Annotated in this window: 14 protein-coding genes; 8 read left to right on the top strand and 6 right to left on the bottom strand. The window is 38.3% G+C overall.

What is annotated here, in order from left to right:
* Positions 1-15 precede the first annotated feature (15 nt).
* Together carA and dapB are read right to left on the bottom strand one after the other, a co-directional pair.
* The gene (gene carA, locus H5089_RS04585; RefSeq protein WP_004335400.1) at positions 16-1152 is read right to left on the bottom strand and encodes a glutamine-hydrolyzing carbamoyl-phosphate synthase small subunit; all 1137 of its coding nucleotides are present in this window, start codon (positions 1150-1152) and stop codon (positions 16-18) included.
* Between the two features lie 361 nt (positions 1153-1513).
* On the bottom strand, positions 1514-2317 hold the full coding sequence (dapB, locus tag H5089_RS04580) for a 4-hydroxy-tetrahydrodipicolinate reductase (RefSeq protein WP_004335398.1): 804 nt from the start codon (positions 2315-2317) through the stop codon (positions 1514-1516).
* A 352-nt stretch (positions 2318-2669) separates the two neighbouring features.
* Between dapB and H5089_RS04575 the strand changes: the two genes are divergently transcribed.
* From H5089_RS04575 to H5089_RS04565, 3 genes are all read left to right on the top strand, one after another.
* Positions 2670-3983 carry a Na+/H+ antiporter NhaC family protein gene (locus H5089_RS04575; protein WP_182711679.1) on the top strand — a complete coding sequence of 438 codons (1314 nt, stop codon included), beginning with the start codon at positions 2670-2672 and terminating at the stop codon, positions 3981-3983.
* Between the two features lie 132 nt (positions 3984-4115).
* The gene (locus H5089_RS04570; protein ID WP_149602436.1) at positions 4116-4904 is read left to right on the top strand and encodes a nucleoside-binding protein; all 789 of its coding nucleotides are present in this window, start codon (positions 4116-4118) and stop codon (positions 4902-4904) included.
* Positions 4905-5102: 198 nt separating this feature from the next.
* The gene (locus H5089_RS04565; RefSeq protein ID WP_182711573.1) at positions 5103-6119 is read left to right on the top strand and encodes an alpha/beta fold hydrolase; all 1017 of its coding nucleotides are present in this window, start codon (positions 5103-5105) and stop codon (positions 6117-6119) included.
* Positions 6120-6230: 111 nt separating this feature from the next.
* On the opposite strand, the gene H5089_RS04560 is transcribed toward H5089_RS04565, so the two are convergent.
* Positions 6231-7028 (bottom strand): M48 family metallopeptidase, encoded by a 798-nt coding sequence (locus tag H5089_RS04560; protein ID WP_039487466.1) that lies wholly within the window; start codon positions 7026-7028, stop codon positions 6231-6233.
* A gap of 198 nt (positions 7029-7226) precedes the next feature.
* On the opposite strand from H5089_RS04560, the gene H5089_RS04555 reads away from it, so the two are divergent.
* Positions 7227-8429, top strand: a complete 1203-nt coding sequence (locus tag H5089_RS04555) for a Bcr/CflA family efflux MFS transporter (RefSeq protein ID WP_182197406.1) — start codon at positions 7227-7229, stop codon at positions 8427-8429.
* A gap of 26 nt (positions 8430-8455) precedes the next feature.
* Here the strand turns inward: H5089_RS04555 and grpE are convergent, their stop codons facing one another.
* Positions 8456-9067, bottom strand: coding sequence for a nucleotide exchange factor GrpE (grpE, locus tag H5089_RS04550; RefSeq protein WP_024597391.1), 612 nt, complete (start codon positions 9065-9067; stop codon positions 8456-8458).
* Positions 9068-9125: 58 nt separating this feature from the next.
* On the bottom strand, positions 9126-10091 hold the full coding sequence (locus H5089_RS04545; protein ID WP_004335385.1) for an HrcA family transcriptional regulator: 966 nt from the start codon (positions 10089-10091) through the stop codon (positions 9126-9128).
* Between the two features lie 154 nt (positions 10092-10245).
* Between H5089_RS04545 and nadK the strand changes: the two genes are divergently transcribed.
* The 4 genes from nadK (at position 10246) to H5089_RS04525 (ending at position 13870) form a co-directional block, all read left to right on the top strand.
* Positions 10246-11130, top strand: coding sequence for an NAD(+) kinase (gene nadK / locus H5089_RS04540; RefSeq protein ID WP_004335384.1), 885 nt, complete (start codon positions 10246-10248; stop codon positions 11128-11130).
* 77 nt (positions 11131-11207) lie between these two features.
* Positions 11208-11765 (top strand): hypothetical protein, encoded by a 558-nt coding sequence (locus H5089_RS04535; RefSeq protein WP_024597393.1) that lies wholly within the window; start codon positions 11208-11210, stop codon positions 11763-11765.
* 75 nt (positions 11766-11840) lie between these two features.
* Positions 11841-13514: a DNA repair protein RecN gene (gene recN, locus H5089_RS04530; protein ID WP_182711572.1), complete on the top strand. Its 1674-nt coding sequence runs from the start codon at positions 11841-11843 to the stop codon at positions 13512-13514.
* Between the two features lie 32 nt (positions 13515-13546).
* Positions 13547-13870: a hypothetical protein gene (locus H5089_RS04525; protein ID WP_024597395.1), complete on the top strand. Its 324-nt coding sequence runs from the start codon at positions 13547-13549 to the stop codon at positions 13868-13870.
* Positions 13871-13883: 13 nt separating this feature from the next.
* Here the strand turns inward: H5089_RS04525 and H5089_RS04520 are convergent, their stop codons facing one another.
* Positions 13884-14906: a GGDEF domain-containing protein gene (locus tag H5089_RS04520; RefSeq protein ID WP_404936376.1), complete on the bottom strand. Its 1023-nt coding sequence runs from the start codon at positions 14904-14906 to the stop codon at positions 13884-13886.
* Between the last annotated feature and the right edge of the window lie 210 nt (positions 14907-15116).

The raw sequence follows: 15116 nt of genomic DNA, 5'->3' as shown, positions 1-15116 counted from the left end.
ATTACTCCAGTTAAATTAGTGTTTACGCGCTTGCATCAAATCGATGAAGTGGTCAAATAATGGTGCTGCATCGTGTGGACCTGGACTTGCTTCAGGGTGACCCTGGAAGCTAAACGCAGGCTTATCAGTACGATGAATACCTTGAAGCGTTCCATCAAATAACGATTTATGCGTGGCACGAAGCGTACTTGGTAGGCTTGATTCTTGAGCTGCAAAACCATGGTTTTGAGCTGTGATCATAACTACATTACGGTCTAGGTCTTTAACTGGGTGGTTACCACCGTGGTGGCCAAATTTCATTTTTTCTGTTTTAGCACCTGAAGCAAGGGCTAATAACTGATGACCTAAACAGATACCAAAAATAGGTGTGTCGGTTTCTAAAAAGGCTTGAATGGCTTCAATAGCGTAAGTACATGGCTCAGGATCACCAGGGCCATTAGATAGGAAGATACCATCAGGGTTTAAAGCAAGTACGTCAGCGGCAGAAGTTTGCGCTGGTACTACTGTAAGTTTACAACCACGGTCTACAAGCATACGTAAAATATTACGTTTTACACCGAAGTCGTAGGCAACAACATGAAACTTTTCATCAGCAGCGTCAAGGGTTTTAAATCCTTCACCTAATGTCCAGCTTGATTCGCGCCACTCAAAATTTTCCTTGGTTGAGACAACTTTTGCTAAATCCATACCTTTTAAGCCTGGGAAGGCTTGCGCGGCTTGTAACGCTTTATTTTCGTCTAGCTCGTCACCGGCAACAATACACCCGTTTTGTGCGCCTTTATCACGCAAAATTCGAGTTAGCTTTCTGGTGTCGATGTCCGCAATACCTAAAATATTACGTTCTTTTAAGTAATCATCTAACGATTGCTCGTTACGAAAGTTACTTGCTAGCAGTGGCAAATCACGGATCACTAGGCCTTTAGCCCAAATTTGATTCGCTTCTTCGTCTTCGCTGTTGGTACCCGTATTACCGATATGTGGGTACGTCAAAGTTACGATTTGTTCCGCGTATGATGGATCAGTCAAAATTTCTTGATAACCAGTCATAGACGTATTGAATACCACTTCACCGACAGACATGCCGTCAGCGCCGATTGCAGTACCGCGAAACACTGTGCCGTCTTCTAGGACTAACAGAGCGGATTTAGTCAAGTTAAACCTCCTAACAGTAAAAAACGGGAGTAAGCAATTGCTTAACACCCCGCCAATACCCAGAGGGATCGTCAAAACCAGATTTTTGTGAGCTTAAATTGTTTTACGCAGTCTTAAATGATGCAGATGTAAAGCATTCAACCTTCAATCATTTTTCTTGCCTAAAACTATTTTCATTCCCACTGAAACCCTGGATTTACTAGCCACTTGGGTATAATTGGAAACACGCATTTAGTAATTTTTGGCAAATTGGCTGCATATTACATGAAGTTGCTATTTAGGTCTAACATTATTTGGTTAATTGTTACAAATAAGTCACTGTAGGTGAAATTAGACCCAAACAGTTAAAATAGTAACTAAACTACTTAAGATCTAGCACATCTTGCATATCATAAAGTCCAGCAGGTTTGTTTTTTAACCAGCTTGCAGCCCTTATAGCACCTAGAGCGAACGTCATTCTCGAACTTGCTTTATGTGTTAATTCAAGCCTTTCGCCCATTGTAGCGAAGTATGCGGTATGTTCACCTACTATATCGCCCCCTCTTAGGACAGAATAACCAATCTCATTTTGAGATTTCGCTGTTTCTACTTGGCTTCGGTCATATACCGCAACCTCGTCGTGATCCCACCCTTTCGCTTGCGCGATTGACTCACCTATTGCCAGTGCAGTACCTGATGGTGCATCTATTTTATGACGGTGATGCGCTTCAAATATTTCGATATCTAAATCGTCACCAAATTTAGTCGCTGCAGTTTGCACAAGGTTAAGTAATACATTGACACCTACGCTGTAATTTCGCGCAAATACAATAGGGATATGTTTAGCGGCATCGTGTAATAGCGCCATATCATCATTTGTTAAACCTGTTGTGCCAATCACCATAGGAATTTTTTGTGCAACAGCTGTTTTTAAATGGTTTTTCATACCCGCTGGCAGCGTAAAGTCGATTAAAACATCTACATCATCTATTGTACTTTCGTCGCTAAAGCTAACACTGTTATCGGCTGCGCTATTTACTTGATTTACATTAATGCCCAATAGCGATGAACCACTACGAACATATGCGCCTGTAAGTTGTGTTTGCTCTTTAATTGTCGCGGCTTCTAATAGGGCTAAGCCCATTCTGCCGTTAGCACCAAAAACACCTATTCGATTTGTAGTCATGGTTTTTACCTAATTTAATTTGAATCCGTTTATTAGCCATATATCCGGGCATAAAAATACGCAGGTGGGTATTTTTATGCAGTTGGATAAATATTAATCGCTGAAAATCGCGTTGCTTTATAGATATTATCTAAAAGTCATGCAATAGTCAGGTGACCTTTTAATTTAATAATAATAACAATACCAGTTTACTTTAGCCATCTATACATTTAAACTTCTCTTTCGCGTCGATTTGGTCTTTGGCTTGCGGACGCTGCGGCTAACAACTTTTTAAAATAAAAAGTTGTACTGCTAAATTCAGCTAAAAGAGGAGTTTTGGCTGTGATAAATTTTACTGGTTATGAGGATTATGATGCAGCCATCATTTAATAAAAACAAAGCAATACTTTCTTTACTTCCCCTACTTACCTTTGTAGCGCTATTTTTAGGCTCAGGTTTGTATTTGCAATCGCAAGGGGTTGATTATGCTTTTTACCAACTACCTGCACCTGTTGCTATATTGCCCGCCATCATGCTTGCGTTTATTTTAAATAAAGGCACGGTAAACCAATGTGTAGAGACCTTTATTAAAGGTGCCGGACACAACAATATTATTACCATGTGTTTAATCTACTTACTTGCAGGTGCTTTTTCGGCTGTGGCAAGTGCAACCGGTGGTGTAGATGCGGTAGTAAATGCAGGCTTATCGCTTATTCCACCTTCGTTATTGCTCCCTGGTTTGTTTTTAATTGCGGCCGTTGTTTCTACTGCAATGGGAACGTCAATGGGTACGATTGGCGCCATTGGCCCTATCGCTTATGCGGTATCAATTAAAACGGGTATAGATCCAGCATTAATGGCCGGTACGATTGTATCTGGCGCTATGTTTGGCGATAACTTATCTATTATTTCAGACACCACTATTGCAGCTACGCGCACGCAGGGCTGTGAAATGAAAGACAAGTTTAAAGAAAATCTTAAAATTGCAGTCCCTGCAGCCATTCTAACAATCGCCCTGTTGTTTTATTTAACACCTGCTGCACAAGTAGTTGAAACTAAAGACTATGATATTTGGTTAGTACTTCCTTATGCCTTTATTTTAGTGTTAGCAGTTGCTGGCTTGAACGTATTTGTAGTGTTGTTTAGCGGTATTATTTTTGCCGCATTAATGGGCTTTACAGGAAGTTACGAAGGCGCAAGCTTTGTAAAAGACATTTACAAAGGCTTTACTGATATGCAGGAAATATTTTTACTTTCTATGTTTATTGGTGGCTTATCTGAATTTATTCGTATTAACGGTGGTCTTGATTACATTGCACAAAAAATTCAAGCGATTACTAAAATCATTGCAAAATGGCACCGTAAAGTGGCAGATCAATTAGGTATCGCTGCGTTAGTTTTAACAAGTAATGTATGTATTGCTAATAACACAGTGTCTATTATTGTCGCGGGTCCTATTGCTAAAAAGCTAGCAGATGACGGTGAAATAAGCTCTAAACGCTCTGCCAGTTTACTTGATATATTTGCCTGTGTTACACAGGGTTCATTGCCATACGGTGCCCAAGCATTGTTATTAGGTGCTACGTTTAAAATTAGCCCGTGGGAAGTATCAACGTCTTCTTATTACTGCTTTATTTTAGCATTTACAGCCATTGCAGTTATTTGCTTACGCCGTAATAAAGCATAGTTTAAACATCGACACTATGTTGCAGCTTAATAAGTAAGCTGCAACATATGTTAAAATAATACTCTACATATCAATCACTTTTGCTATAATGCGCGCCTTCGCGTGTCACTAAAATTATAGTTAAATACAGATATGAAATTTAAAAAATTACTTCCTCTCGTTACTTTTACATCAATTGCTTTATCGTCTTCTGCTTTTGCGGCTAATTGGAGCAGCACAGCACTACATATTAATAATGGCGACCAAAAAAACCCATTCACTGAGCAAGAGTCAAACACCACTGTTTACTCGGTTCAACATGCATCGGGTTACGATTACGGCGATAACTTCTTTTTTATCGATTACAGTAAAGACGATACCGATGATGGTTACCAAGATGCTGATTTTTATGGTGAGTGGTATTCAACGGTAAGCTTATCGGCCATTAGCGGCGAAAAAATTGGCGCAGGCGCATTATTAGATGTGGGCCTTACCGGTGGTATTAACGTTGCTGGCGACGCTAAAGTAATGAAATACTTGCCTGGTGTTAAATTAAGCTGGGATGTACCTGGGTTTAACTTTTTTCAAACGCTGTTCACAGCCTACATTGACGATAGTGAAGGTGTAGCAAAAGGCGGGGCTCCTATTGAAACAAATAGCTGGATGCTTGATGTTGCCTTTGAATACCCTTTTAATATTGGCTCACAAAAATTTAGCTTTAAAGGCCACGCTGAATACATTGCAGAGCGTGAAGATGAATTTGGTAACGATGTAGAGGCGTGGATACTCGCACAGCCTATTTTAGTATGGGATATGGGCCACGCTCTTCAAATGAAAGAAAACACACTACTGTTGGGTATGGAATTACAATACTGGCACAATAAACTAGGTACTGAAGTCACTGAGTCAGTGCCACAAATCCATATTGAGTGGACGTTTTAAGCTTTAACGATACTCGTTTTACCGTACATTAATAAGCGAAGCTCTATTTTAGCTTCGCTTTTTTCATCTCCAAATTAAACAACGTTGAGCATGACAAAGCCTCAATTGAATAGTACTTAATGTTTGGTTACTATAATGAATTATTCTGAGTTTTATATATTAGAGCTCATATTATTTGTCCTTAATTGGAGTAACCAAATGTCGTCGATTAAAGTTATTTGCTTTTCTACTTTATTGTTATTAACAAACAATGCATTAGCGAGCACAACGCAAGATACCTCTTCACTTTCTTATGATGCACTTTTAAGCAGTTATCAGTACGACTTTAAAGTAAATTACTTTAACATTGAGTCACAAAAACAGTCCCTTAAAATGGCGTATATTTACTTAAAGCCTACCAAACCCGACATGCCTACAGTGACGCTTATGCACGGCAAAAATTTTAATGCAGATTACTGGACTACCACTGCGCAATACCTGCAATCTTTAGGCTACGGCGTATTAATTACTGATCAAATTGGTTTTGGAAAATCATCTAAACCAACTAATTACCAGTATTCATTTGCGGCTCTTGCTCATCATACTCATGCGTTAATGGACTCACTTAATATAAAAGAGTCAATTGTATTAGGGCACTCTATGGGTGGGATGCTAGCGAGTCGTTTTGCACTAATGTACCCAAACACAACTAGTAAATTAATTTTACTTAACCCTATTGGGCTTGAAAACTACCTGCAGTATGTTGATTACAAAGATACAAATTTTTTCTATAAAAACGAATTTTCAAAAACGCCAGAAGGCGTAAGAAAATACCAACAAAAAAATTACTACGATGGTAAGTGGAATGCCACATATTCAGCCTTAACCGACTTTATAACAGGGCAAATACAAGGCCCGGATAAAGAACAAATGGCATGGGTAAATGCAAAAACATACGATATGATTTTCACTCAACCTGTAATAACCGAATTTAAAGATTTAACTGTACCGGTTAAATTAATTATTGGTACACGCGATAGAACCGGCCCTGGCCGTAACTGGAAAAAAGACGGTGTTGATTACGAGCTTGGTCGATATGATAAATTAGGCAAACACGCTGCCACACTTATCCCTGACGCACAATTATTTGAACTGGATAATTTAGGGCACTTGCCGCACATTGAAGATTTCGAACGCTTTAAAAATGTATTTAAACAAGCACTTGCTGCTGAATAACCTCGCTTAAAAACTAAAATAAAACCCCTGTAGGTAAAATACTTACAGGGGTTTTATTTTAATTACGCATTAATACTAAACGTACACTGCTTCAGATAGTAAAGCGCTTAACTACAGTGTGCATTGTGGGTTTTTACCCTGTGCTTTAGCAGTGCTTTGCTCGCTAAGTGCTTTACTCATTTGCGCTTGTAGATTTTTAATACGGTTACTTGGCGCTGGGTGAGTAGATAAAAACTCAGGGGTTGTACCGCTGCCCGCTGCACTCATATTTTCCCAAAGTGTAACCGACTCTTGTGGATTAAACCCCGCCTGTGCCATTAAATCCAGACCTATAGTATCGGCTTCTGATTCGTGAGAGCGGCTAAATGGTAAAACAACTCCATATTGTGCGCCCAAACCTAAGCCTTGCATAATTTCGTTACGGTATTGAATATTACCCATTTCAAGTGCAGCACTACCAAGCTGCATACCGGTATCTAAAATAGAGCTTTGTGAAACACGTTCATTAGAATGCTCAGCAATTACGTGCCCTACTTCGTGCCCTAGCACTGTTGCTAGTTGGTCTTGATTGGTGGCTATTTTTAATAAGCCCGTATGAACCCCAATGTAACCCCCAGGTAATGCAAAAGCGTTAGCAGATTCATCTTCAAATACCACTACTTCCCAATTTTGCGACGCGTATTCTTTTGGTAATACAGCCACTACTTTTTCAGCAATACAATTTACATAAGAATTTGTTTTAGCGTCTTTATTTATTGGCTGAGATGCTTTCATTTCGGCAAAGCTAGCAGTACCCATTTCACTCATTTGTTGATCTGAGTAAAGCGCTATTTGAGTACGTCCTGTTGGTGACGTTTTACAACCGGCTAAAACGGCTGTCGCTAATACTGCAAGTACTAGTTTTTTCATGATAATTCTCTTAAGTAATGAATTTTTTATTGCTTGTAGAATAGCAAACACAGTACCAATTTAAAATATTTGCTTTATGTACCGTTATATTAAAAAAAAAGCAATATGGCGATAAACTTAGCGGGCAAACTAAGTTTATCCAAATACAATGCCCTGTTACACTATAACCCTTGTTTTTAGTGATTGTTGAGTTTACACATGGACGCCTCAGCCTCGTCTTTTAATACCCGTATTTTATTGCCTTTATTAGCCAGTATAGTGGCGATTACGCCATTGGCGATAGATATGTACTTACCTGCCATGCTGGTAATTGCAAACGATTTACACACTAATATGCCCAATGTACAAATATCGTTGAGTATTTACTTAGCAGGCTATTCATTAGGGATGCTATTTTTTGGCCCCATTGCCGATCAAATTGGCCGCCGTAAGCTTGCACGTATCGGCTTAACCTTATTTGGTGCAAGCTCACTTGCACTGGCATTTACCACCGAAATCCATGCTTTTTGGACTCTTCGAGCAGTGCAAGCATTTACGGGAGCGGCAGCAACGGTAGTAGTACCGGGTATTATTCGCCATATTTATCAGCAAAATACAGCTAAGGGAATGTCGTATGTGTCGATGATTATGATGGTAGCGCCGTTAGTTGCCCCCTCTGTTGGCTCGTTTATTTTAGGATTTTCTGTTTGGTCAACCATATTTTTGGTTCTTGCTGGGTATAGCTTTTTAATATTGGCGTTTGTGCAAGTGTATCTAATTGATATTCCTATTCACAAAAACGAAAAAAAGGGTCTCGCTCTATTTTTTGATAGCTATAAAACAGTACTCAGTAATAAAGATGCACGTGCCGACATACTCAGTTCTATGTTTGTATCGTTTGGATTTTTTTGCTTTTTGACCTCAGTACCATTTATTTATTTAGATTTATATGAAGTGTCAGAACAGTTATTTGGTGTGTTATTTGCCTTTAACGTAATGGCGCTGATGTTTGGTAACTTTTTAAATACGCGAATTGTACCAAGGCTGGGCTCTCGAAAAATGCTCTATATTGGGCTTACATTTGGATTTGTATCGGGGCTGGCTTTGTTAACATTTAGCTTATTGCATTTATCACTTTATTATATTGTGGCTGCTATTGCGCCATTAATGATGAGCTTAGGCGTCACTGCAAGTAATGCTGACTCGCTAATATTAATGAAGTTTGAAAAAAACACAGGCACGGCAACGGCCGTAATTGGCACACTTCGTTTTGGCAGTGGCGCATTAGTTGGCCCACTACTCGCTATTATGCATGCAAAAAGCGCAGTGCCGTTTTCAAGTTTAATGTTCAGCGCTGTTTTGCTTACTATGCTCGTACAGTTAATTCACTATAAAAAAGACAAAAAAAATGCCTCAATATGAGGCATTTTTTAAAACTAATAATTCAATTAAGCATCAGCAGCTTTAGAAACCATAACCATTGCAGGGCGTAATAAACGACCATTCAATGTGTAACCTTTTTGCATAACAGCAAGTACTGTATTAGGTGTTACATCGTTACTTGGTTGAATTGACATTGCTTGATGAAAATCTGGATTAAACTGCTCACCTTGAGGGTTTACAATTTCAACACCAAACTTTGCAACAGCATCGTTAAAGCTTTTAACTGTCATATCGATACCTTCAAGCAACGGCTTTAAAGTCTCATTTTCTTTATCAGAAAACTCAATAGCACGCTCAAGATTATCAATTACAGGTAGTAATTCGTTAGCAAATTTTTCTAGTGCAAACTTATGCGCTTTTTCTACATCTTGTGCTGCACGACGACGAATGTTGTCTACGTCTGCTGCAGCACGAACAACACCATCTTTTTGATCAGCAATAGTTTGTTTAGCAGCTTCAAGCTCTGCATATAGCATAGCTATTTCTGCTTCAGGGCTTTGCTCTTCTTCTGCATGTTGATCAGCGGCTTCTACTGCTGCTTCTACATCAGCCTGCATTTTAGAAATTTCTTCGTTTAATTCTACTTCTTGCTCAGGGTTTTGTGTCTGCTCAGACATAAAATACGTGCTCCAATTCTTTACAACTGCGGTAATTATGGGGATTGAATAAAAAGATTCAAGAGTTAGATGCCTCAATTAATTTAAATTCTCGAATTATTTCTTCGATTTGCGCTGATTTAGGGCAAATTATACAAAAGCGGCTTTGGTATTCTTGATTTTGAAAGTACGGCACGCTTATTACGATCAATTCATCACACTCAGTAAAAGGCAATTTTTCGCTATTAAGTACCGATACACCGTTTTTAAAAGCGAGTTTATCTTCTACATAATTTAAAAACGAAACACCAATATTTAAACTTTGCTCACAATCGATTTGTTTATAGAGGTAATTTTCGCCAACTACAATACTATTATCTGAGCCTAATTTTTGACTTAGCTGTCGCGTCCATTGATTAAGCGAATCATGACAATTTCGAGGCGCTGTATTTGCCATCGCCTGCATACGATACAAACCCTCCATAAGAGTTTGTTGGCTAAATACGGTGTTCAACCATGTTGCAAACTGATAACGAACAGAATCTGACGAATCATGAGGTTTATCAATACAAATGTTGTGGCTCTGCCCAGCCCTGTCTATTAATAAAATAAGCCAGTCGGTAGAATCAAAATCAAGCACTTCTACTCTAAACACTTGCTGCGAGCTGGCTTGTGGTAAACCAACACAACAACATATTTGGTATTTTTGGCTCAAACCATGTGCTAGTTCAACGAGTTGCGATTGCTCTGGTTGCCAATAATTAGCAATGTCAGCGAGTGGAAAAAACTCATCAAACCAATAATCAAACCCTTCATTTGTGGGCACTCGTCCTGCAGATGTATGAGGTGAATACAATAGCCCCACTTTTTCTAAGCGAGCCATAGCATTACGAACCGTAGCCGAGCATACTGCCATGCCTTTGAGCTTGGCAATTTTTGTTGATGGAACAGGCAAGCCTTCACCATTACAGTACATGTTCATAACAGCTGAAAAAATTTGCTGATCTCGTGAGTTTAGTTTCATGGTATCTACATCTTGTTGCATGAAAGAGATATCGGGGCGTTTAGTTGTTTTTCAAGTCGTGCAGTTAACTCACTGCGAATAAAATTGAAGGTTTATAATATTGCTATAATCTGTATTTTCAAACACTTCTGTTTTGAGTTACTCTACAATTATTAAATCTTTTTGTGCGTACATTATGGACTCTCCTTTTAATACCATAGGCCTAATTGGCAAACCTAATCACCCGGGAGCCGCTGCTACCCTTCAGCGCTTACATACATTTTTACTTGCGCTTGGTTTTGAGGTAATAGTAGAAAAACGCACAGGGAGTCAATTAGACGATATCCCGCATGACAAACTTGTTAAGTTAGTCGACTTAGGAGAACAAGCCGATTTAGCTATTGTTGTAGGCGGTGACGGTAACATGCTTGGTGCTGCACGCGTGCTTGCGCGCTTTAACATTGCTGTAATTGGAGTAAATAGAGGTAACCTTGGCTTTTTAACTGATTTAAACCCTGAAGGGTTTGAAGCGAGCTTAGAGCAAGTCCTCAGTGGTGAGTACCTTGAAGAAAAACGCTTTTTATTAGAAGTAGAAGTATATCGCCACAACGAATTAAAGAGTGCAAATTCTGCCGTTAACGAGGCGGTACTTCATGCCGATAAAGTAGCGCATATGATTGAGTTTGAAGCTTTTATAAATAATGACTTTGTGTTTTCTCAGCGCTCTGACGGTTTAATAGTATCAACCCCTACTGGCTCTACGGCATATTCACTTTCAGGTGGCGGGCCAATTTTAACGCCAGAGCTAAATGCAATATCGTTAGTGCCTATGTTTCCTCATACCTTATCTAGCAGACCTTTAGTGGTCGATGCCGATAACGAAGTACGCTTAAAGCTAAGCCTAGAAAATACAGATAGCCTACAGGTAAGTTGCGACAGCCATGTTGTGCTTGCCGTATTACCCGGCGATGAGGTAGTAATTAAAAAAGCGGATAAACAACTGCGCTTAATTCATCCAAAAAATTACTCGTACTACAACGTTTTACGTACAAAACTAAATTGGGGTAGTCGTTTGTACTAATTTTATTGCCAAATTTAGTACTATAAAGCAAAATGGCGGCTTAAAATAATAATCAAATAATTTAGGAACGAGTAGCAATGACTTATGTAGTATTCTTTGCTTTACTGCTATTAATTACACTTTTATACAGTTACCTCAAAATTGAGAGTAATCGTAAAAAAGCAATCGAAGCTAGAAAAAAGCTATTTAATGAACGTGTTTCGCATGTAAATTCACGCCTTAAAGCAAAGCTTAATGATCTTCTTGATGCTAAAATAATTCGCCCAAAATACGTTCCTCGTATTCAAGCTATTGTAAATAATTTTTTTGTTGTGCAATCGCATACAGACGAGAATTTGCAACAACTTGAAGATACCGCTGACCTACTAATTAATACGTTGTCCAACGAGTTAATTAAAACTAATCAAACGAATATAATCCAGCCATTGATTGATAATATACAGTACTTTGTATCTGAGTTACCTCAGCAAGGAATTTTATACAATAAGAGTTTTTACCTAAATACTTTACCTCCACTTATCGGGCTACTTAAAACCGAAGACATTATACAAGCTACTGATATTGTTGATGATCAAATTGATACCTCCCCAAAAACTTCTGATACACAATTTACTCAAGATGTAAGCGTTGCATAAATAATAAAAAATTAATTTGCAAAAAACCAAAACACTGTATAAATTAACAGTCAATTGACTGGATGGATAAACAGTATGTTAATTGGTTTAGAAGTTAAAAATTTTGCAATTGTTAGTAATTTAAGCACAGAATGGCGCAGCGGTATGACCGCGATCACTGGCGAAACAGGTGCTGGTAAATCTATTGCTATTGATGCGCTATCATTATGTTTAGGTGAACGAGCTGAAGCATCAGCAGTGCGCCCAAGCTCTGATAAAGCAGAAGTATGCGCTCAATTTGACCTAACAGATTTACCGCTAGCTCAATCGTTTTTAGAGCAACATATGCTAAACAATGACGATAATGAATGTTTATTGCGTCGTGTTGTTTGCAAAAATGGACGCAGTAAAAGCTATATTAATGGCAGTGCCGTTACCGCATCACAATTAAAAGAACTTGGTCAATATTTAATATCTATTCATGGACAACATGCCCACCAACACTTATTAAAAGCTGAGCATCAGTTACAGCTTTTAGATGCCTACGCAGGGCATCACCACTTAGTAAATGATGTAAATAACAACTATAAACAGTTTGCTAACTTACAAAAAGAATTTAAACATTTAGAGCAACAACAGCAGCAACAAGCAGCGCAAAAACAATTGTTAGAATACCAAGTTGCAGAGCTCGATGAGTTTGCCTTACAAGAAGGTGAGTTTGATTTAATTGAGGCCGAGCATTACAAACTTAGTAACAGCCAAACAATATTAGAATCGTGCCAACGTGAATTACAATACTTATATGAAAGTGATGAACAAAATGCTTGTTCAATGCTGCAGCACAGTGCCCAACAATTCGCTGAGCTGGCTCAATACGACGAAAGCTTAGCAGGCGTAGCAGCGCTCCTTAGTGAAGCCGCAGTACAAGTTGAAGAAGCAAGCCGTGAAGTTCGAAATTATACTGAGCAAGCAGATTTAGATCCTGCTCGTTTAGGTGAAGTAGAAAATAGACTAAGCGGTGCGATGGATTTAGCGCGTAAGCATCACATAAAACCACAGCAGCTAGTTGAGTTTCATCAATCGATTGCTCAGGAGCTTGAGTCAATAAGTAATAATAGTAATCGTCTGGAGCAACTAGAGTCAGAAATAGAAAGCGCGTTAATTAGTTATAAGCAAGCTGCCGATGAACTAAGTAAAAGTCGCTATGAGTATGCTAATACACTTAACACACTAATAAGTGAAAGCATGGCTAATTTATCGATGGAAAACGGTGTATTTGAAATAGCTTTAACTCAAGAGAGTAGCCGCGCACCTAATAGCTTAGGGTACGATAATGTGTCGTTTTTAGTATCAACTAATCCGGGGCAACCACTTCAGCCGTTAGCTAAAGTAGCCTCAGGTGGTGAGCTTTCGCGAATTAGCCTTGCTATACAGGTAATTATTGCCCAAAAAGTAACAACCCCAACGCTTATTTTTGATGAAGTTGATGTAGGTATTTCTGGCCCTACAGCATCAGCCGTAGGCAAACTATTGCGCCAGTTAGGTAAGTCTACTCAAGTGATTTGTGTTACCCATTTACCGCAAGTTGCTAGTAGCGCACACCAACAATTTTTTGTAGCTAAAGAAATAGCACAAGGCGAAACGTTCACTCATATGCTGCCTTTGAATAAAGATGGTCGTATTAATGAAATAGCTCGCTTACTTGGTGGTGATAATATCAGTAAAACAGCTAAAGCGAATGCTAAAGAACTAATAATGGCCCATGCCTAACATTGGTTAATAGAGCTTTGAAGGATTAAATAATGCACAGTACTTTAGTTAATTTTTGTATCATTTTAAGTTGGTTTTTATTAGCGCTAAGCAGCTGTTTAATTATTTTTAGTAAATATAAGCATACTTACTTTAAACAGCGTTTACTGGGGTTTTTAAATAGCTTTTTAGTTCTTCAGATAATCGCCGTAGCCTATTACTTTACTAGCGAAAAAATAAATAACCTAAGTGACTTAGGCATAAGTTATTGGCTATTAATTACAATGCAGATTGCCTGTAATGCAATGTGTTACATGAGCGTAAAGCGCAGAAAGGCTAAAATAAAGCCATCACTTGATTCGTTTTCAATGGATTAAAGTAGATAAACTTTTAAGAAGAACACGTTCTGTTTTTACCTTGCGCTTTTGCTTTATAAAGTAGTTCATCAGCACGCTTGATATCAAGATCAATTGAGCGTTCAGCACTTGCAGAGATAACACCAATACTTAGCGTAATATTGGTACTATCTGAAAATAAGCTCACAACTGAAGCTTTAAGGGCGTTGTGGATTTTTTCTGCAACTTGCTCCCCCTGCTCAACTGTTGCATTTGGGATAACAATTAAAAACTCCTCTCCGCCCCAACGTGATGCAATCGCATTTTTTGGAATACTTTTATCAAAGGTTTTAGCTAACTGAATAAGTGCTTCATCGCCAAAATCATGGCCGAATTGATCATTAATTTTTTTAAAATTATCTACATCAGCTAATAAAATTACAAAGGGAGTATTATTATCTTTCAGCTCACTTTTAAAAGCCACAAGCTTATTCATGGTATAGCGACGGTTTGGCAGGTTAGTGAGTGGATCTATAGTTGCTAAAAATTCATTTTTTTGACTCAAAGCAATTATTTTACTGCTGTATTTTTCTCTTGAAAACTCGTAGTAGCCACTCAGCGACGCGACAATTATAAAAGCGAGTATGATTCTGATAGGAAACTGTTCCGGACTATAGTCATATATATTGAATGTATCAGCGCAGTAAAAGCCTAAAACAATCGCTAATAAAAACAAAATTATATCAAATGTACCTCGTTTAAGTCCGCGTATTGAATAAGTAACTGGAGACACTATGAATATCCATATAGGCCCTGTTCCTTGTGCTCCACCAGTGAGGACTAGGTAAAACATTAGTGCATAAAGGTTGTATAAAATTACAGTGCCTGACTTCTCTACTCCCCTACTTATGCTAAATGCCAATAAATAAACAAACGAAGAAACCACCAAGGTACACGCTAATAAATAACTGCTATTAATAAATGCTAAGCTAGCCATAGAAAACGTTGCTATAAACCCTATTGAAGAGAAGAATCGAACAATGAGTTTCCTTTCCGACTTGTTTGAATATTCGTACATAATTTCTATTTATTTTATTAATATATAAAAGCTTACTTGTAGACAAAAAGTAAGCAAACCGTAAACAGCGTGCGATAATGGACCAACTTTATATTTAAATCAACTCTTAAGATTAGTTATTTCGGGTTGATAAAAGCGAATACTTTAACCATTACTTACCTTTGTTAGGGATAATGCAATAACATTAAGAGTTAAAAAATAAATAAGTTT

It is taken from the genome of Pseudoalteromonas sp. SR45-1 (genome assembly GCF_014163655.1).
Taxonomy (GTDB): Bacteria; Pseudomonadota; Gammaproteobacteria; order Enterobacterales; family Alteromonadaceae; genus Pseudoalteromonas; species Pseudoalteromonas distincta.
Note: the sequence above shows the minus strand (reverse complement) of the source record. Positions and strands in the feature narration are given on the sequence as shown.